This is a genomic window from Agrobacterium sp. MS2 (assembly GCF_003261015.1).
GTDB classification, from domain to species: domain Bacteria; phylum Pseudomonadota; class Alphaproteobacteria; order Rhizobiales; family Rhizobiaceae; genus Agrobacterium; species Agrobacterium pusense.
In genome coordinates this window covers 1-18712 of sequence record NZ_QLNF01000026.1, presented here as the reverse complement: position 1 = coordinate 18712, position 18712 = coordinate 1, and the positions used below count along the sequence as shown (strand labels likewise).

Here is an 18712-nt window from a genome sequence, read left to right as displayed (position 1 = left end):
GCTTGAAGATATATTGACATAAACATATCTTTATGTGACTTGACGACTTGCGATCTTGCAAATCGAAATGAGGAGTGTGCCCGTGTTTGACGATCTGTTTGGCCCTGAGGGGGCAAAGCGCGACGGCGCGGAAATTTTCAAGGCTCTGCGCGAAGCCGCCAGCGAGCGCATCCTCATTCTCGACGGCGCCATGGGCACGCAGATTCAGGGTCTCGGCTTTGACGAAGATCATTTTCGTGGTGACCGCTTCATCGGCTGCGCCTGTCACCAGAAAGGCAATAACGACCTTCTGATTCTGACCCAGCCGGACGCTATCGAAGACATCCACTATCGCTACGCCATGGCGGGTGCGGATATTCTCGAAACCAACACGTTTTCCTCGACCCGCATCGCGCAGGCCGATTACGAGATGGAAAATGCGGTCTATGACCTCAACCGCGAGGGTGCGCAGATCGTCCGCCGCGCCGCCCAGCGCGCCGAGCGGGAAGATGGCCGCCGCCGTTTTGTCGCTGGCGCCATCGGCCCCACCAACCGTACGGCCTCGATTTCGCCAGATGTCAACAATCCCGGTTACCGCGCCGTCAGCTTTGACGATCTGCGTATCGCCTATGGCGAGCAGATCGACGGCCTGATCGACGGCGGCGCCGATATCATCCTCATCGAGACAATCTTCGATACGCTGAATGCAAAGGCGGCGATCTTCGCCTGCGAGGAGCGTTTCGAGGCCAAGGGCATCCGCCTGCCGGTCATGATCTCGGGCACGATCACAGACCTATCCGGCCGCACGCTTTCCGGCCAGACGCCGTCTGCCTTCTGGAATTCGGTGCGCCACGCCAACCCCTTTACCATCGGCCTTAACTGCGCACTCGGTGCGGATGCAATGCGTCCGCACCTGCAGGAGCTTTCAGACGTCGCCGACACCTTCGTCTGTGCCTATCCGAATGCAGGCCTGCCGAACGAGTTCGGACAGTATGACGAAACGCCTGAGATGATGGCGCGTCAGGTGCAGGGTTTCGCCCGCGACGGCCTCGTGAACATCGTTGGCGGTTGCTGCGGCTCGACGCCGGAGCATATCCGGGCGATTGCCGAAGCGGTGAAGGATTACAAGCCGCGCCCGATCCCCGAGCACAAGCCCTTCATGTCGCTTTCGGGCCTTGAGCCCTTCGTGCTGACCAAGGACATTCCCTTCGTCAACGTCGGCGAGCGCACCAACGTCACCGGCTCGGCCAAGTTCCGCAAGCTTATCACCGCCGGTGATTACACGGCGGCGCTGGCCGTTGCCCGCGATCAGGTGGAAAACGGCGCGCAGATCATCGACATCAACATGGATGAAGGCCTCATCGATTCCGAAAAGGCGATGGTCGAGTTTTTGAACCTCATCGCTGCCGAGCCCGACATCGCCCGCGTGCCTGTCATGATCGACTCGTCGAAGTTCGAGATCATCGAGGCAGGTTTGAAATGCGTTCAGGGCAAGTCGATCGTCAATTCCATTTCGCTGAAGGAAGGCGAGGAGAAGTTTCTCCAGCAGGCGCGGCTCGTCCACAATTACGGCGCGGCAGTCGTTGTCATGGCCTTTGACGAGGCGGGGCAGGCGGATACCTATCAGCGCAAGGTGGAAATCTGCGCGCGGGCCTACAAGCTGCTGACCGAAAAGGCCGGGCTGGCGCCTGAGGACATCATCTTCGATCCGAACGTCTTTGCTGTCGCGACCGGTATCGAGGAGCACAATAATTACGGCGTTGATTTCATCGAGGCCACCAAGACCATCCGCGAAACCATGCCGCTTACGCATATTTCCGGTGGCGTTTCCAACCTTTCCTTCTCCTTCCGCGGCAATGAACCGGTGCGCGAGGCGATGCATGCCGTGTTCCTGTATCACGCCATCCAGGTTGGCATGGATATGGGCATCGTCAACGCCGGTCAGCTTGCGGTTTATGACAATATCGACCCGGAGCTTCGCGAGGCCTGCGAGGACGTGGTGCTGAACCGCCGCGATGACGCGACCGAACGCCTGCTGGAGGTCGCGGAGCGTTTCCGGGGCACGGGCGCCAAGGATACCAAGGTTCAGGATCTTTCCTGGCGTGAACTGCCCGTCGAGAAAAGGCTGGAGCACGCGCTGGTCAACGGCATCACCGAATATATCGAGGCCGATACGGAAGAGGCGCGCCAGAAGGCGGAGCGTCCGCTGCACGTCATCGAAGGGCCGCTGATGGCCGGCATGAACGTGGTGGGCGACCTCTTCGGTTCGGGCAAGATGTTCCTGCCGCAGGTGGTGAAATCCGCTCGCGTGATGAAGCAGGCCGTGGCGGTGCTTCTTCCTTACATGGAAGAAGAAAAGCGCCTGAACGGCGGCGAAGAGAAGAAGGCGGCCGGCAAGGTGCTGATGGCGACCGTCAAGGGCGATGTGCACGATATCGGCAAGAACATCGTCGGTGTCGTTCTCGCCTGCAACAATTACGAGATCATCGATCTCGGCGTCATGGTGCCGACGACGAAAATCCTCGAAACGGCAATCGCCGAAAAGGTGGATGTGATCGGCCTTTCCGGCCTCATTACCCCGTCGCTGGACGAGATGGTGCATGTGGCCGCAGAAATGGAACGGCAGGGTTTCGACATCCCGCTGCTAATCGGTGGTGCGACGACGAGCCGTGTGCATACGGCGGTAAAAATTCATCCGCGGTATGAGCAGGGGCAGGCGATCTATGTGACCGACGCCTCGCGCGCCGTGGGCGTCGTGTCGGCGCTTCTCTCCGCCGAGCAGAAGCCGGCTTATATCGACGGTATTCGCAGCGAATATGCCAAGGTGGCAGAGGCTCACGCCCGCAACGAGCGTGAGAAGCAGCGCCTGCCGCTTTCCCGCGCCCGCGAGAATGCGCACAAGATTGACTGGTCGAGCTATAGCGCCGTCAAGCCGCAGTTCTTCGGCACAAAGGTATTCGAGACCTACGACCTGGAAGAGCTTTCCCGGTACATCGACTGGACGCCCTTCTTCCAGACCTGGGAGCTGAAGGGCCGTTTCCCGGCCATTCTCGAAGACGAAAAGCAGGGAGAGGCGGCGCGGCAGCTTTATGCCGATGCGCAGGCAATGCTTGCGAAAATCATCGAGGAGAACTGGTTCCGGCCGCGTGCGGTGATCGGCTTCTGGCCTGCCAACGCTGTCGGTGACGATATCAGGCTGTTTACGGATGAGAGCCGTAAAGAAGAACTGGCGACTTTCTTCACGCTGCGTCAGCAGCTTTCCAAACGCGATGGACGCCCGAATGTGGCGCTCTCCGATTTCGTTGCGCCCGTCGATAGCGGTGTTGCCGATTATGTCGGCGGCTTCGTGGTAACGGCGGGTATCGAAGAAGTGGCGATTGCCGAGCGTTTCGAGCGGGCGAATGACGATTATTCGTCCATCCTCGTGAAGGCGCTGGCCGACCGTTTTGCGGAAGCCTTTGCAGAGCGCATGCATGAGCGGGTGCGTAAGGAGTTCTGGGGTTATGCACCGGATGAGGCTTTTGCCGGTGATGAGCTGATTGGAGAGGCCTATGCCGGTATCCGCCCGGCACCTGGCTATCCGGCCCAGCCCGACCACACCGAAAAGAAGACGCTGTTTGCCCTGCTCGACGCCACCAATGCGGCGGGTGTGGAATTGACGGAAAGTTACGCCATGTGGCCGGGTTCTTCCGTCTCCGGCATCTATATCGGTCATCCCGAGAGCTATTATTTCGGCGTTGCCAAGGTGGAGCGTGATCAGGTGCTGGATTATGCGCGCCGCAAGGATATGCCGGTTGAGGAAGTGGAGCGCTGGCTCGGTCCGGTGCTCAACTACGTGCCGACGAACGGCGAGGAGAAAATCGATAGCGCGGCCTGATGGTTCACGCATTGCCGGGACAAATAAAAAGCGCGGGTCTTGCCCGCGCTTTTTTGTTTACTGTGGAACCTACGACCGCAACGCCGCCAGTTCCTCAATGCCGACATGGCTCTCTATCTCGCTGCCGCGCAGATAGAGGTAGAGACCGATCGCGAAGGCGAGGACGGCGATGAAGACCAGATACCAGGCGTGGGCCATGGGGTTGATCGCAAGCGCCGTCGTCACGCCGATCGGCGTCAGCCCGCCGAAGACGGCATAAGAGACGTTGTAGGCGAAGGAGAGGCCGGAAAAACGGACGGATGCCGGAAACGCCCGCACCATGACATAGGGCACCGCACCGGCCATGCCGACCGAAAGGCCCATGACGCCGTAAAGCAAGAACATGGTCTGAAGCGAGGTGCCGGCGTAGCTGTAGAAGGTGAAGGTGGCGATACCGAAGAAGATGCTGGCGCCCATGAAGAAGAGGCCGGAGCCGATACGGTCGATCAGCGCCCCGGCAATGATGACGCCGAAGATCAGGAACAGCGTGCCGAAGCTGGTGCCGGCGAGCGCCTGCGTTGGCGTATAGCCGTAGAGCTTTTGCAGGAAGGTCGCCGTCATCAGCGTGGTGACGACGATTGCCGCTGACAGAACCCAGGTCAGCAGGGCGGAGATGATCACGCCGCGCATATGGTGCTTCAGCACCAGCCCGAGCGGCAGCTTGTCCGTCAGTGACTTCGACTTCTTCATTTCCATGAAGATCGGTGTCTCTTCCAGCCAGCGGCGCAGATAAACGGCGATGAGGCCGAAAATGCCGCCGAGCAGGAAGGGAATGCGCCAGGCGTAACCGGCCACGTCTTCCGGCGTGAAAAGCGAATTGATGGCAAAGGCGATCAACGAGCCCAGCATGATGCCAAAGGAAAGACCGGAGGTGAGGAAACCACAGGCGAGGCCGACGCGGCGGAAGGGCACGTGTTCGGCAACGAAGGTCCAGGCGCCGGGCACTTCACCGCCGATGGCGGCACCCTGCAGCATGCGCAGGATGATGAGCAGGATGGGAGCGGCCACGCCAATGGTGGCGTAGGTCGGCATCAGTGCCATGCCCAGCGTGGAAAGAGCCATCAAGAGGATCGAGAAAGCGAAGACACGCTTGCGGCCGTAACGGTCGCCATAATGCGCCAGTACGATACCGCCCAGCGGCCGCACCAGATAACCGGCGGCAAAGATGCCGAAGGTCTGGATCATCACCAGCCAATCCGGCATCTCAGGCGGGAAGAACAGATGGCCGATCACGGTCGCGAAAAATACGAAAATGATGAAGTCGTAAAATTCGAGCGCACCGCCCAGGGCCGAAAGGCCGAGCGTTTTGTAATCCTGGCTATTGAGGGGCCGGGCTGCCGCCGGTGTGGTGGTGGGAGACATGAGGCTGCTTCTTTTCTAAATTTCGTATTACTTATGGGAATGCGGCAAGCGCAGCGCGATTTCAAGCCTTATGCTGTTCAATCACTCAGGTATTTCGATGGGCTGTCGAGAAAGCGCCGCAGGAAGATTATGGTCTCCAACTCGTCATAAAGACGTTCGGTGATGCCATCCTCGTCGAAATGATAAATCGTTGCCTCTGGAATGGCCAGAAGGACGGGCGAATGGGTGGCGATGATCAATTGCCCGCCTCGATCGGCCGCATGGCGGATGAGCGCGGCGAGTTCGAGCTGTTTCTGCATTGAAAGCGGGCTTTCCGGTTCATCCAGAAAATAAAGACCGGCACCGTGCAACCTCTGCTGCATGATGTCCATAAACCCTTCGCCGTGGGAACGGCGGTCGAGTATATTGTTCCTGACGATCCTGCGAAATGTCTCGGGCGTTTCCTCTGGAAAATCCTCGCCTTTTTTCAGTGCCTTTTCCCGCTCCCAGCGAAAATCGTCCAGCGCTTCCTCATTCTGGCGGCGGATATAACCAAGCACGTCTTCGGCGCGCAGAAACATGCGGATTTTCGGATATTTCTTGCGGGCGAAATAGAACGACTTCGCCACGGTCTCGGCGTGCTGAAGGTAAAGATCGTCGGTTACCTGACCGTGATTGCCGATGGCATAGGCAGTCATTCCCGCCGCCAGTCCTTCCAGCAGTGTTGATTTGCCCGAACCGTTATTGCCGGCGAAAAAGGTGATCGGCGTCTTGAACTCAAGACGTTGCAGATGGCGCAGCGCAGGGACGGAGAAAGGATAGACGTCGCTTCCGTCGAGGTTCTCTTTTGTGGTTACGCTATCGAGAAACAGCATGTTGGGCTCCTCCTGACGGAAGACACTTAAACGGTGCCCCGTGTCAAAAGCCATTATCCCTATTCGAACCGGTCGATGATGCTGATGCCGCTTTCCCTGAAGCTGTCCATGGCAGGCAAGGCAGCTGCGGCCTCGGTCAGGGAGATGTGGCGGCCGATCAGCTTTTCCGGCGCGAGCCTGCCGCTTTCGATCATAGCCAGCATATCGTCGTAACGCCACGCCTGCATGCCGTGACTGCCGTAGATTTCCAGCTCGTGGGCGATCACCCGGGCAATGGGGATGGCGGGCATGGCGTGGTCTGCCAGCATGAGGCCCACCTGCACGTGACGGCCGCGCCGACGCAGATTGCTGATGGAGTTGCAGCAGGTTTGCGGATGACCCAGCGCATCGACCGAAACATGTGCACCACCGCCAGTGATCTCGCGCACCGCTTCGGAGACGTCGGCCACGGACCGGCTGTTGATGGTGGCCGTTGCGCCGAGCTGACGGGCCATTTCGAGCTTGTCTTCGGCGATGTCGATGGCGACGACCTGCGCACCGAGGCCGACGCCGATCATAATGGCGGACAGGCCGACGCCGCCGCAGCCATGCACCGCCAGCCATTCACCGCCCTTCAGGCGTCCCTGATCGGTCACTGCCCGGAAGGAGGTGGCAAACCGGCAGCCGAGGCCGGCCGCCGTTGCGTAGCTCATCGCATCGGGCAGATGCACGAGGTTCTGATCGGCGTAATCGATCGCGACATACTCGGCGAAGGAGCCCCAATGGGTGAAGCCGGGCTGGAACTGCGCCTCACAGACCTGCTGGTTGCCGGAGCGGCATTCGTGGCAGTGGCCGCAGCCTGAGACGAAGGGAACGGTAACGCGATCACCGGTTTTGAAACGGGTGACGTTCTTGCCGACAGCGGCAATCACCCCGGCGAATTCGTGGCCGGGAACATGCGGCAGGCGAATATCCGGGTCATGTCCCATCCAACCGTGCCAATCGCTTCGGCAAAGGCCGGTGGCCTTTACCTCGATGACCACACCGCCATCTGTCGGTTCCGGATCCGGCAGGGACGCGACAACGGGGGTCTCACCGAATCGTTCGTAATAAAGCGCGCGCATCATGGCCTCACATCGTTGGTATGCAGGTTCGAAGTCATACCTGCTCTACCATCTCCCGCAAATGGGCGAAGCGGTTTTGCGGCTGGAAAAGCGCTTCAGTCCTTGATGAGCATCAGGTCGCCGGCTGCGAATTTCAGCGTCACCTGCTCACCGACGGCGGGCGGTGCTGTGCCGGGATCGTTGAACATGTCGAATGACAGCGTGGATCCGCCGAGATCGAGGCGGGTGCGGATGACCGAGCCGAGGAACTGGCTGGAGGTGACCGTGCCGGAAATGGCGACATCGCCTTTCGCGTCGCTGCCGAGCGAACCCGCTTCAGGGCGCAGGGCAAGGGTGATTTTTTCGCCGTTTGCCGCATTGACCGGCTTTTGCAGGGTGATCTGCTGCTCCCCGACCTGGATGGTGTTGGATGAGGAGTCCGCCACGATCGCGTCGATGAGGTTCAGCGTGCCCACGAAGGAAGCGACGAAGCGGGTCGCGGGCGTGTTGTAGATATCGAAGGGCGAGCCGATCTGGTCGGCGCGGCCGGCATTCATGACAACGATGCGGTCAGAAATCGACAGGGCCTCTTCCTGATCGTGGGTCACGAAAATGGTGGTGATGCCGAGTTTCTGCTGAATCTGACGGATTTCCTCGCGCAGCGAAACACGAATCTTGGCGTCCAGTGCCGAGAGCGGTTCGTCCAGCAAAAGCACTTCCGGCTTCGGCGCGAGCGCACGGGCCAACGCCACGCGTTGCTGTTGGCCACCCGACATCTGGTAGGGATAACGGTCAGCCAGATGCTCCAGGTGGATGAGCTGGAGCATTTCTTTCACGCGCGCGTCGATTTCGGCTTTCGGTTTGCCTGCGACTTTCAGGCCGAAGGCGACGTTTTCATAGACATTCATGTTCGGGAACAGCGCATAAGCCTGGAACACCATGCCAATATTGCGCTGGTTGGGCCGGAGCGTTGTCTGGTCCTTGCCGTTGATGACGATCGACCCTCCGGTCGGGATTTCGAAACCGGCGATCATGCGCAGTACCGTGGTCTTGCCGCAGCCCGATGGCCCGAGGAAGGAGACGAACTCGCCCTTTTCGATGGCCATGTTGAAATCATGTACGACCTGGACGGAGCCGAAGGATTTCTTGATGTTGCTAAGTGTCAAAAAGCTCATGAAATATTGTCCTCAGGCCTTGGGAGGCGCGCCCTTCTGGTAGCGTGAAACGAGTTGGATCAGACCGAGGCAACCCCAGGTGATGCCGAAGGAAATCACGGCAAGCGCGGCCGGTTCATAGGCGCGGTTGGCACCCAGCAGCTGCATGTAGGGGCCGAAGGCCGGGCGGTTCAAAAGGGCTGCCATGGTGAACTCACCGATGACGATGGCAAAGGTCAGGAAGGCGCCCGACAGCACGGCGACCAGAACATTGGGCAGGATGATGCGCGAGAGGATGGTCGTCCAGCCCGCGCCAAGGCTCTGCGCCGCTTCCGTCAGTGTCGCCACGTCGATGGTTCTGAGGCCGGTATCGACGGCGCGGTACATATAGGGCAGGGCCAGCGTGGCATAACCGAACATCAGAAGCAGGTTGGTGCCGAAGCTCGTGCCGGTCAGCGGCAGCCAGCTGGAGGTGTTGTAAAGCCTGATATAACCGAAGACGATGACGATGGCCGGGATGACCAGCGGCAGAAGCGTGATGAATTCGATATAGGGGCGCAGGCCCGGCAGTTTCAGACGCACCCAATAGGCGGTCGGCACCACCAGCAGGACGCCGAAAATGATGGTGAACAGCGCCATGACGACGGAATAGCTGAAGGTCTCCTGGAAGCGCGGGTCGCCCAGCACCTTGGCATAAGCGTCGAAAGAATATTCGCCGCGCCGCATTTTCAGCGAGAAATTGGTCATGCCGATCAGCGGCAGGGCGAAATAGAGCAGGCCGAAAATCAGCGCGCCCCAAGCGAAGAAACGCTTCATTTCAGCCACCTTTCGCTGCGGGCGCGCAGCCAGATATAAAGTGCATTGGCAATGCCTGTCACGACGATCATGCCGAAGGCGAGCGCGTAACCGAGATGCGGATTGCCGAGAACGTCGCCGCGAATCTGCGCGAAGAGCAGGATCGGTACGATGTTGAGCGAGGAGCCGGTGAGCGCAATTGCGGTGGCCACTGCGCCGAAGGCATTGGCAAACAGCAGCGACATGGTGCCGAGCAGCGACGGCAGCAAGATCGGAAAGGCCACCATGCGCCAATATTGAAAGCCGGTGGCTCCGAGAATTTCCGCCGCTTCGCGCCATTCGCGCTTCAGGCCGTCAAGCGCGGGCGTGATGATGAGGATCATCAGCGGAATCTGGAAGAACAGATAGGTGACGGTGAGACCCCAGAAGGACAGGATGTTGAAGCCGAGCATCCTGAGATCGATGCCGATCTGCGTCTTCAGGAAGACGGTCAGGAGGCCGACCGGGCCAAGCGTGGCGATGAAGGCGAAGGCAAGCGGTACCCCGGCGAATTGCGAGGCGACGCCTGAAAAGGTGAGAAGCGGTCCGCGGATACGCTGCGGCAGACCACCGAGCACTACGGCCGCGGCGACGGCAAAGCCGATCAGGCAGCCGAGCGCTGCAGAAGCGAGGCTGATCTTTATCGAGATCCAGTAGGCCGAAAGGATGGATGCGGTAAAAAGCCCTGCAATATTTTCAAGCGTGAAAGTTCCGTCTGTCCGCTGGAACGCGCCAACGACGATCTTCATCGTCGGCATAATCAGAAACAGCAGCACAAAAACGGCAAAAGGTACGACGCCTATCCAATGCAGCGGCAGCTTTCTGCGCGCGTCGGATGGTCCGCCGGTGTTGGTTGATGGCATCCTTGTCCCCAAACGCCGTTTTCAAACGGTCTGTCTATAAAGGTCTATATTATAAAAGAAGCACCCCGGCTTTGATCGGCCGGGGTGCGTTTTCAACAATTTACTTCACGTTCGCGCCGACAACGCTATCCCAGCCGCCCGTGACGGCCGCCTTGTTGGCATCGACTTCCTCGAGCGTCGGGAAGATCGCCTTTTCATAGGCTGCTGCCGGCGGCAGGCTGTCGATCAGGTCCTGCGGAACCTTGCCGGCCTTGACCATGGCGTTGAAGCGGATCGGGTGGCAATAACCCTTCAGCCAGCCGAGCTGACCGTCGTCGGAGTAGAGGTGCTCCATCCACAGCTTGGCAGCATTCGGATGCGGGGCGTAAGCGGAAATGCCCTGCACGTAAACACCGGCGAGAACGCCCTTCTCGGGAACGACGACTTCCGTCGGCGGGTTGTCGTTCAGCGTCTTCTTCCAAGACAGCGCATTATAGTCCCAGGCAACGATAATCGGCGTGGCACCCTGTGCAAGTGTACCGGCCTTGCCAATAGTCGGCAGGAAGTTGCCAGCCTTGTTGAGGTCGGCGAAATATTTCAGGCCGGCTTCACCGGCTTCCTTGCCGGATTTTGCTCCGGTTGAAAGACCGGCGGCGAGAACACCGAGGATAGCCTGGTTGGAGGCGCGCGGGTCACCCGCAAGCGCGACCTGACCGGAATAGTCAGCCTTCAGAAGGTCTGCCCAGTCCTTCGGCGTTTCCTTGACAAGATCCTTGTTCACGAAGAACGACATGACGCCGTAATAGTCGCCATACCAGTAACCTTCAGGATCCTTGACGTTGTCAGGAATTTCGTCCCAGGTGGAGACCTTGTAGGGCTGCAGCAGGCCTTCGGCCTTCATCTGCGGGCCGAAAGCAAGACCGACGTCAATGACGTCAGGCGCCTGCGGGCCCTTATTGTCCTTGTTTGCCTTGACTGCTTCGACTTCGTCGGCGGAGCCGGCGTCGGGGTTCAGTTCATTGACGGTGATTTCCGGATATTTCGCCTTGAAGGCGGCGATCACGTCGCCGTAACCACACCAGTCGTGCGGCAGGGCGATGGTGGTCAGCATGCCTTCCTTCTTGGCGGCGGCGATCAGTTCGGCGCTCGGCTCAGCGGCGGCAATAGCGGTGGAGGCGATGACCAGTGCGGTGGTTGTAGCAAGCAGTCGGCGGCAGTGAGAGATCACTTTTTTCTCCTCTTCGTGTTCTCATATTGCGGACGCTGATACGGATTCTCGATGAAGCTAATGTGACGGCTGGATGGCAATTCATTTATCCGGATTCCGCCACTTTAAACCCATTTTCCGCCATTATCGGGCTTTTTGCCAGCAATTGCGGGAGTTGACCGTTTTTGTCCGTTAGACCAGATGCGTTCCCCAGCTTGGTTTTTCCCCTGCTTTATCGTGCTGGTAGCGATCGCAGGTATCCAATCAGCGTGCGGCATCGGCGTCAAGTCGTATGCCGGCTACGCATATTCACGTTCTATCAGGACGTCGGAACAGGCGTGTCTGTTCAAACAGGCCCTCCAGTGCGTTCATGCGTTCCTTGGTTTCGTCCCACGTGCCGCTCTGCACCGCTTCGATCAGCGCCTCGACGACAAAAAGCGTAACGACAGACGAATCCCACGCGGACGGGGCCTCTATTTTGACCCGGAAAATATGCAACGCATGACGCGCCACCGGCGATGTCCACTGGTCGGTAAAGAGGATGATCTGCACCCCATTTGCCTTGGCCACCTCTGCCAGCGTCGTCATATCGTGCTCGTAACGGCGGATGTCGAAAATGACGAGCACATCGCCGGCGCTCATATTCAGCATATATTGCGGCCAGGCGCTGGAGTTGGACGACATCAGCGTTGTCTTCGGCCGTATCACCTGCATGTGGGTGAAGAAATATTCGGCAATCGCACCGGTGATGCGCCCGCCGACGAAGTAGATGCTGCGCTTGCGGTCGGAAAGCAGCGCGGCGGCATTGTCGAAGACGGCGGTATCGAGATCCCCAAGCGTATCGCGCAGATTGCCGGTAATGGCGTCGGCAAAACGGTTGAGAATGTGCAGGCCCGGCGCATTGGTTGCCCAGCGGTCATGTTTGGCCACCGGACCGGAGATCGTCGCTTCCAGCTCCTGGTGCAGATGCGCCTGAAATTCGGGGTAGCCCTTATAGCCGAGCTTCTGCACCATCCGCGCCACTGTCGGGGTGGAAACACCGGCATTTTCGGCAATCGTGGTGATGCTGCCGAGGCCGGACACCGGATAATTGCCGAGCAAGCTTTCTGCCAGCCGTTTTTCGGAACGTGTCAGCGCGTCGTAATGGGCATGGATGACGTCCGACACGGTGGCCGCGGTGTTGCGCAAATCTTTCCCCTTCCGGTCTTTCTGCCGGTGTGTGCGCTAAAATAAACATCTCTGCCCGTGATTGAGTCAATGGAAAAATGAAGAGAAAATTTCAAAATTCCATTTGACACCTGCCATAATGTGAAGAATTCTTTTCGCCGTTAGGGAAGACGGTTTTCCGGGTGGGGTACGTGCATGACGGTGCGTTCGCGGTTTTTCACAGAAGCGGAAGGGCAGGCCGTTGGCATCGAGAATGCCGGTGCGGCGGGCGATGTCCTGCTCGTCTGCGAACATGCTTCGGCCACCGTCCCGCAAAGATTAAGCACGCTCGGCCTGTCGCCCGAGGTTCTTTCAAGTCATGTGGCATGGGACCCCGGCGCTCTGGCCGTTGCCCGTCTGCTTTCGGAGAAGCTCGACGCGACGCTCATTTATCAGAGGTTTTCCCGCCTGGTCTATGATTGCAACAGGCCCCCCGAATCGCCGTCCGCCATGCCGGTAAAAAGCGAAGTATATGATATTCCCGGCAATTTCGACCTCACCGAAGCGGAGCGGTTTGCCCGAACGTCAGCGCTGTATGTGCCGTTTCACGACCGGGTGAGCGAGATCATCGCCGAGCGGCAGGCGAAGGGCCGCAAGGTGGTGGTGGTGACCATCCACAGTTTCACGCCGGTTTATCACGGCCGGTTCCGCGAGGTTGAGATCGGCATCCTGCATGATACCGACAGCCGTCTCGCTGACGCCATGCTGACAGGTGCCGAAGGGGCCTCGCTCACGGTCAATCGCAACGATCCTTATGGCCCGGAAGATGGCGTGACGCATACGTTGCGACTGCATGCGCTGCCGGACGGGCTTTTGAACGTCATGATCGAGATCCGCAACGATCTGATCGCCGATGAAGGAGAGCAGGCGAACATCGCCGCATTTCTACACGAGCTTATGGGAAAGGCACTCGCATCGATCGACGAGTGAGGGAGCAGGGGCCGGCCGATGGTGAACACACCGGGGTCAGGCATCGAAGGGAGACTGCCGCCATCCGGTCAAAGAAGCCGGAAAACGAAGCGGTACGGGAACAGCAGATGCGTGCGGCGCGATCCGGGAGTTTCCTGATGGCGCCGAAGACTGGGGCACAATCGGCCAATAACGGCTGACTGGCTTGTTTTTTTCTTATCAGGAGAGAAGGGCATGGACAGTTCATCGTCAGGCGTCAGCTACAAGAAAGCTGATGCATCCTATTTCGAAAAACGCGGACTATCCCGTTATGCGGGCGTGTGGTCGCTCTGGTCGCTTGGCGTCGGCGCGGTCATATCAGGGCATTTTTCCGGATGGAATTTCGGTTTCTCCACTGGCGGCTGGGGCGGCATGCTGGTGGCGGGCATCATCATCGCCATCATGTATCTCGGGCTGACATTCTCGATCGCCGAAATGAGCCCGGCGCTGCCACACACGGGTGCGGCCTATTCCTTCGCCCGCACGGCCATGGGCCCATGGGGCGGCTTCATCACCGGCCTTTGCGAGAATGTTGAATACGTGCTGACGCCGGCGGTCGTCGTCACCTTCATCACAGCCTATGTGAACTCGATTCTCGGCCTCGATCCGGCCTATTCACCCTTCGTGTGGATAGCGTTTTACGCTATATTCCTTGCGCTAAACGTCTTCGGGCTTGAGCTTTCCTTCAAGGTGACGCTCGTCATCACGCTGATTTCGCTCGCCGTTCTGGTGTTCTTCTGGATCAGTGCCATTCCCAATATCGATTTTTCGCGTTTTGCGCTCAACATCGGCGTCGGACCTGATGGCAAGGCGGTGGAACTGCCGGAGGGCGGTGGCTCGTTCTTCCCGTTCGGTTTTTCGGGCGTTCTCGCCACGCTGCCTTTCGCGGTCTGGCTGTTCCTCGCCATCGAGCAGCTGCCGCTCGCGGCTGAGGAATCCGTCGATCCGAAACGCGACATGCCGAAGGGTATCATCCTTGGCATGGTCACGCTGATGGTTTCGGCCTTCATGATCGTGCTGCTCAACCCGTCGCTGCCGGGCGTCGGCGCCTTCCATCTCAGCTCCTCGCTTGAGCCGCTGCTTGATGGCTTCAAGGCGATCTATGGCGATGGCGGTGTCGTGCTGCTTGGTCTCGTCGCGCTTACCGGCCTCATCGCCAGCTTCCATACGATACTCTATGCGCAGGGTCGCCAGATCTATTCGCTGTCGCGTGCGGGTTATTTCCCGACGGTGCTGTCGATCACCCACTCGAAATACCGCACGCCATACGTGGCCAACATCACCGGCGCGATCGTCGGCCTTGCGGTCATGCTGGTCATCTGGTTCGCGCTGGGTGCGGAACAGGGCGGCAGCATCATCGGCAGCGTGCTTTTGAACATGGCTGTGTTCGGCGCGATGTTCTCCTACATCATGCAGGCGATTTCCTTCATCCTGCTCCGCAAGAACCTGCCGCATATCGAGCGGCCGTTCCGTTCGCCCTTCGGCATTCCAGGTGCGGTGCTGACTGTCATCATCGCCATCGTCACGCTGCTTTACCAGATCCAGGATCCGAACTTCACAAAGGGCGTGCTCTGGGTCGCCGTCTGGTTTGCGGTCGCCATCGCCTATTTCGCTTTCATCGGCCGTCATCGCCTCATCCTCTCGCCGGAAGAGGAATTCGCGCTGGAGCACAAGCAGGCTGCCATGGCAGCGGCGGCTGCAAAGGCCTGATGCTTAAACAAACGGGCGGCCGCAACCCGGCCGCCCGGTCACGACAATAAAGGGAACGGATAAAATGACGAGCTACACATTTGACGCGCTTAAAATGGATGTCGCCGAAGGGCGCATCGACACGGTTCTGGCCTGCCTTGTCGACATGCAGGGGCGTCTGATGGGCAAACGGTTCCAGGCTGAATTCTTCGTCGAAAGCGCCTTTGAGGAAACCCATAGCTGCAACTATGTGCTTGCCACCGACATGGAGATGGAGACCGTTCCCGGTTACAAATCCTCCAGCTGGGAGAAGGGTTACGGCGATTATGTCCTGAGGCCCGATCTTTCGACGCTGCGCCGTGTGCCGTGGCTGGAAGGCACGGCGCTGGTGCTGTGCGACGTGCTCGATCATCACACCCACGAAGAGGTTCCGCATTCGCCGCGCGCGCTTCTCAAGAAGCAGGTGGCTCGGCTGGAGGCCATGGGGCTGAAGGCCTATATGGCGACCGAACTTGAATTCTTCCTCTTCGACCAGACTTTCGACGCGGCGCGCGCCAGCGGTTACAAGGGGCTGAACCTCGCCAGCGGCTATAATGAAGATTACCACATCTTCCAGACGACCAAGGAGGAAGATGTGATGCGGGCGCTGCGCAAGGGCCTGCAGGGGGCCGGTATTCCGGTTGAAAATTCCAAGGGCGAAGCGTCCGCGGGGCAGGCGGAGATCAATGTTCGTTATGCCGATGCGCTGACCATGGCAGACAGGCACGCGATCATCAAGAACGCCACCAAGGAGATCGCGTGGTCCAAAGGCAAGGCCGTGACGTTCCTCGCCAAGTGGAACTACAATGCCGCCGGCAGTTCCTCACATATTCACCAGTCGCTGTGGAGCCTTGACGGGAAGACGCCCGCGTTCCTGGACAAAGATGCGGAGCACGGCATGTCGCAATTGATGCGGCATTATGTTGCCGGGCTGCTGGCCCACGCCAGTGAAATTACTTATTTCCTCGCCCCGTACATCAATTCCTACAAGCGTTTCATGGCGGGTACCTTCGCGCCCACAAAAGCGATCTGGAGCCTCGACAACCGCACGGCGGGATATCGCCTCTGCGGCGCCGATACCAAGGGCATCCGCATCGAATGCCGCGTGGGCGGCTCCGATCTCAACCCCTATCTCGCTATGGCCGCCCTGCTTGCAGCAGGCATTGACGGCATCGAAAATAAACTTGAACTTGAGCCCGAATTTGTCGGTGATGCCTATGGCGGCAAGGATGTGCGCGAGATACCCAAGACATTGCGTGACGCCACTGCGTTTCTGGACGGATCGAAAATGCTGCGCAGCGCCTTTGGCGACGATGTGATCGATCATTACGTCCGCGCCGGGGCGTGGGAACAGGAAGAATACGACCGCCGCGTGACCGACTGGGAAGTGGCGCGCGGTTTCGAACGAGCCTAATCATTACGGGAAAACATCATGACCATGATCCAGAATATCTCGCCCATCGACGGCTCGATTTATGCCGAGCGGGAGGCGATGTCGCTGGAGGCGGCACGGGCCGCCGTTTCAAAGGCGCGCAAGGCGCAGAAGGACTGGGCTCGACGCCCGCTTGAGGACCGCGTTCAGCTGGTTCTGAAAGGTGTCGCACGCCTCAACGAAATGGTGGACGAGGTCGTGCCGGAACTTGCCCATATGATGGGTCGTCCGGTGCGCTATGGCGGCGAGTTCAAAGGCTTCAACGAACGCTCCAACTATGTCGCCTCCATTGCAGCCGATGCGTTGGCGCCGCTCGTCATCGAGGAAAGCGGCAATTTCGAACGCCGCATCGAGCGTGAGGCGCATGGCGTGGTCTTCGTCATAGCGCCCTGGAACTATCCTTACATGACGGCGATCAACACCGTCGCGCCGGCTTTGATGGCCGGCAATACGGTCGTCATCAAACATGCGGCGCAGACGCTGCTGGTGGGCGAGCGCATGGTGCGGGCTTTTGTCGAGGCCGGTGTGCCTGACGATGTTTTCATCAATGTCTTCCTCGACCACGGCACGACCTCGGCGCTCATTTCCGAGGGCCTTTTCAACTTCGTCAACTTCACCGGTTCGGTGGAAGGCGGCCGCGCGATCGAGCACGCCGCTGCCGGCACCTTTACCGGTCTCGGGCTTGAACTCGGCGGCAAGGATCCCGGTTACGTCATGGAGGATGCCGACCTCGATGCCGCCGTCGATACGCTGATGGATGGCGCCACCTATAATTCCGGGCAATGCTGCTGCGGCATCGAGCGCATCTACGTCAACGAAAACCTCTTTGACGCCTTTGTCGAGAAGTCGGTCGCGTGGGTGTCGAACTACAAGCTCGGCAATCCGCTGGAGCAGGAAACCACGCTCGGGCCGATGGCCAGCAAGCGTTTTGCCAAGGTGGTTCGTGCGCAGATTACCGATGCCGTCTCGAAGGGGGCCAAAGCACTGGTCGATCCGAAGCTGTTCCCTGCCGATGATGGTGAGAGCGCCTATGTCGCGCCGCAAGTCCTCGTCAATGTCGATCATTCGATGGAGTTCATGACCGAAGAAACCTTCGGCCCTGCGGTGGGCATCATGAAGGTGAAGAACGACGACGAAGCCATCGCCCTGATGAATGACAGCAAATACGGGCTGACCGCCTCGCTCTGGACGCAGGATGCCGCCCGCGCCGGGCGCATCGGTCGCGAAATCGAAACCGGCACCGTGTTCATGAATCGCGCGGACTATCTCGACCCGGCGCTTTGCTGGACCGGTGTGAAGGAAACGGGCCGTGGCGGTTCGCTCTCCGTCCTCGGTTTCCAGAACCTGACCCGTCCGAAATCCTACCATCTGAAGAAAGTCACGAAATGAATATCGTCGCCAACTGGAGCTATCCCACCGCCGTCACGCTTGGCCGTGGCCGGATCAAGGAACTGGCTGAAGCCTGCAAGACGCTTGGTATCAAGAAGCCGCTTCTCGTTACGGATCGCGGCCTTGCCAATATGGCGATTACCGCGCATGCGCTGGATGTGCTGGAAGAGGCGGGTCTCGGCCGGGCGATCTTCGCCGAGGTCGATCCCAACCCGAACGAAATCAACATGGAAGCGGGTGTGAAAGCTTATCGCGATGGCGGCCATGACGGCGTCGTCGCTTTCGGCGGCGGCTCGGGCCTCGATCTTGGCAAGACCATCGCCTTCATGGCCGGGCAGACCCGCCCGGTCTGGGATTTCGAGGATATTGGCGACTGGTGGACCCGCGCGGACGCCTCAAAGATCGCGCCCATCGTCGCGGTTCCAACGACGGCCGGCACCGGTTCGGAAGTCGGTCGCGCCAGCGTCATCACCAATTCGCAGACGCATGTGAAAAAGATCATCTTCCATCCGAAGCTCTTGCCCGGCGTCGTCATTTGCGATCCGGAGCTGACGGTTGGCATGCCGAAGGTCATCACGGCTGGCACGGGCATGGATGCTTTCGCCCATTGCCTGGAGGCCTATTCCTCGCCCTTTTATCATCCCATGAGCGCCGGTGTGGCGCTGGAGGGTCTGCGTCTCGTCAAGGAATTCCTGCCGCGCGCCTATAAGGACGGCACGGATATCGAAGCGCGCACCAACATGATGGCGGCGGCGGCCATGGGGGCGGTTGCCTTCCAG

The 18712-nt window shown here is 59.3% G+C and carries 14 protein-coding genes; 6 read left to right on the top strand and 8 right to left on the bottom strand.

Annotated features, from left to right (window positions below; genetic code table 11):
- Window positions 1–82 precede the first annotated feature (82 nt).
- Entirely contained in the window at window positions 83–3856 is a 3774-nt protein-coding gene (gene metH / locus DOU54_RS11525; protein ID WP_004442869.1) for a methionine synthase, read from the top strand.
- A 69-nt stretch (window positions 3857–3925) separates the two neighbouring features.
- On the opposite strand, the gene DOU54_RS11520 is transcribed toward metH, so the two are convergent.
- The 8 genes from DOU54_RS11520 to DOU54_RS11480 all read right to left on the bottom strand — a co-directional run bounded on the left by DOU54_RS11520 (window position 3926) and on the right by DOU54_RS11480 (window position 12418).
- Entirely contained in the window at window positions 3926–5257 is a 1332-nt protein-coding gene (locus DOU54_RS11520; RefSeq protein ID WP_004442867.1) for an MFS transporter, read from the bottom strand.
- Window positions 5258–5334: 77 nt separating this feature from the next.
- Entirely contained in the window at window positions 5335–6111 is a 777-nt protein-coding gene (locus DOU54_RS11515) for an AAA family ATPase (protein WP_113381197.1), read from the bottom strand.
- Between the two features lie 59 nt (window positions 6112–6170).
- Window positions 6171–7214 (bottom strand): zinc-dependent alcohol dehydrogenase family protein, encoded by a 1044-nt coding sequence (locus DOU54_RS11510; RefSeq protein ID WP_113381196.1) that lies wholly within the window; start codon window positions 7212–7214, stop codon window positions 6171–6173.
- 95 nt (window positions 7215–7309) lie between these two features.
- Window positions 7310–8368 (bottom strand): ABC transporter ATP-binding protein, encoded by a 1059-nt coding sequence (locus DOU54_RS11505; RefSeq protein ID WP_004442863.1) that lies wholly within the window; start codon window positions 8366–8368, stop codon window positions 7310–7312.
- 12 nt (window positions 8369–8380) lie between these two features.
- Entirely contained in the window at window positions 8381–9163 is a 783-nt protein-coding gene (locus tag DOU54_RS11500; protein WP_004442862.1) for an ABC transporter permease, read from the bottom strand.
- Window positions 9160–10044, bottom strand: coding sequence for an ABC transporter permease (locus DOU54_RS11495; protein WP_004442861.1), 885 nt, complete (start codon window positions 10042–10044; stop codon window positions 9160–9162). The genes DOU54_RS11500 and DOU54_RS11495 overlap by 4 nt, the downstream gene beginning before the upstream one ends.
- A gap of 100 nt (window positions 10045–10144) precedes the next feature.
- A complete protein-coding gene (locus tag DOU54_RS11490) occupies window positions 10145–11251 on the bottom strand; it encodes an ABC transporter substrate-binding protein (RefSeq protein WP_006697730.1) in 1107 nt (368 codons plus the stop codon).
- 288 nt (window positions 11252–11539) lie between these two features.
- Complete coding sequence (locus tag DOU54_RS11480; RefSeq protein ID WP_004442858.1) at window positions 11540–12418, bottom strand: MurR/RpiR family transcriptional regulator; 879 nt, start codon at window positions 12416–12418, stop codon at window positions 11540–11542.
- Between the two features lie 174 nt (window positions 12419–12592).
- Between DOU54_RS11480 and DOU54_RS11475 the strand changes: the two genes are divergently transcribed.
- The 5 genes from DOU54_RS11475 to DOU54_RS11450 form a co-directional block, all read left to right on the top strand.
- Window positions 12593–13366: an N-formylglutamate amidohydrolase gene (locus tag DOU54_RS11475; protein WP_006697732.1), complete on the top strand. Its 774-nt coding sequence runs from the start codon at window positions 12593–12595 to the stop codon at window positions 13364–13366.
- Between the two features lie 213 nt (window positions 13367–13579).
- The gene (locus DOU54_RS11465) at window positions 13580–15094 is read left to right on the top strand and encodes an amino acid permease (RefSeq protein WP_022556629.1); all 1515 of its coding nucleotides are present in this window, start codon (window positions 13580–13582) and stop codon (window positions 15092–15094) included.
- Window positions 15095–15158: 64 nt separating this feature from the next.
- Window positions 15159–16526 carry a glutamine synthetase family protein gene (locus tag DOU54_RS11460; RefSeq protein ID WP_113381195.1) on the top strand — a complete coding sequence of 456 codons (1368 nt, stop codon included), beginning with the start codon at window positions 15159–15161 and terminating at the stop codon, window positions 16524–16526.
- An 18-nt stretch (window positions 16527–16544) separates the two neighbouring features.
- The gene (locus tag DOU54_RS11455; RefSeq protein ID WP_113381194.1) at window positions 16545–17933 is read left to right on the top strand and encodes an aldehyde dehydrogenase family protein; all 1389 of its coding nucleotides are present in this window, start codon (window positions 16545–16547) and stop codon (window positions 17931–17933) included.
- Window positions 17930–18712, top strand: a 783-nt coding sequence (locus tag DOU54_RS11450) for an iron-containing alcohol dehydrogenase (RefSeq protein ID WP_113731330.1), incomplete at its 3' end; no start/stop codon positions are given. The genes DOU54_RS11455 and DOU54_RS11450, both read left to right, overlap by 4 nt.

Coding starts and splice junctions, on each gene's coding strand:
- DOU54_RS11520 (WP_004442867.1), bottom strand. CDS start 5,257: ATGTCTCCCACCACCACACCGGCGGCAGCCCGGCCCCTCAATAGCCAG.
- DOU54_RS11515 (WP_113381197.1), bottom strand. CDS start 6,111: ATGCTGTTTCTCGATAGCGTAACCACAAAAGAGAACCTCGACGGAAGC.
- DOU54_RS11510 (WP_113381196.1), bottom strand. CDS start 7,214: ATGCGCGCGCTTTATTACGAACGATTCGGTGAGACCCCCGTTGTCGCG.
- DOU54_RS11505 (WP_004442863.1), bottom strand. CDS start 8,368: ATGAGCTTTTTGACACTTAGCAACATCAAGAAATCCTTCGGCTCCGTC.
- DOU54_RS11500 (WP_004442862.1), bottom strand. CDS start 9,163: ATGAAGCGTTTCTTCGCTTGGGGCGCGCTGATTTTCGGCCTGCTCTAT.
- DOU54_RS11495 (WP_004442861.1), bottom strand. CDS start 10,044: ATGCCATCAACCAACACCGGCGGACCATCCGACGCGCGCAGAAAGCTG.
- DOU54_RS11475 (WP_006697732.1), top strand. CDS start 12,593: ATGACGGTGCGTTCGCGGTTTTTCACAGAAGCGGAAGGGCAGGCCGTT.
- DOU54_RS11465 (WP_022556629.1), top strand. CDS start 13,580: ATGGACAGTTCATCGTCAGGCGTCAGCTACAAGAAAGCTGATGCATCC.
- DOU54_RS11460 (WP_113381195.1), top strand. CDS start 15,159: ATGACGAGCTACACATTTGACGCGCTTAAAATGGATGTCGCCGAAGGG.
- DOU54_RS11455 (WP_113381194.1), top strand. CDS start 16,545: ATGACCATGATCCAGAATATCTCGCCCATCGACGGCTCGATTTATGCC.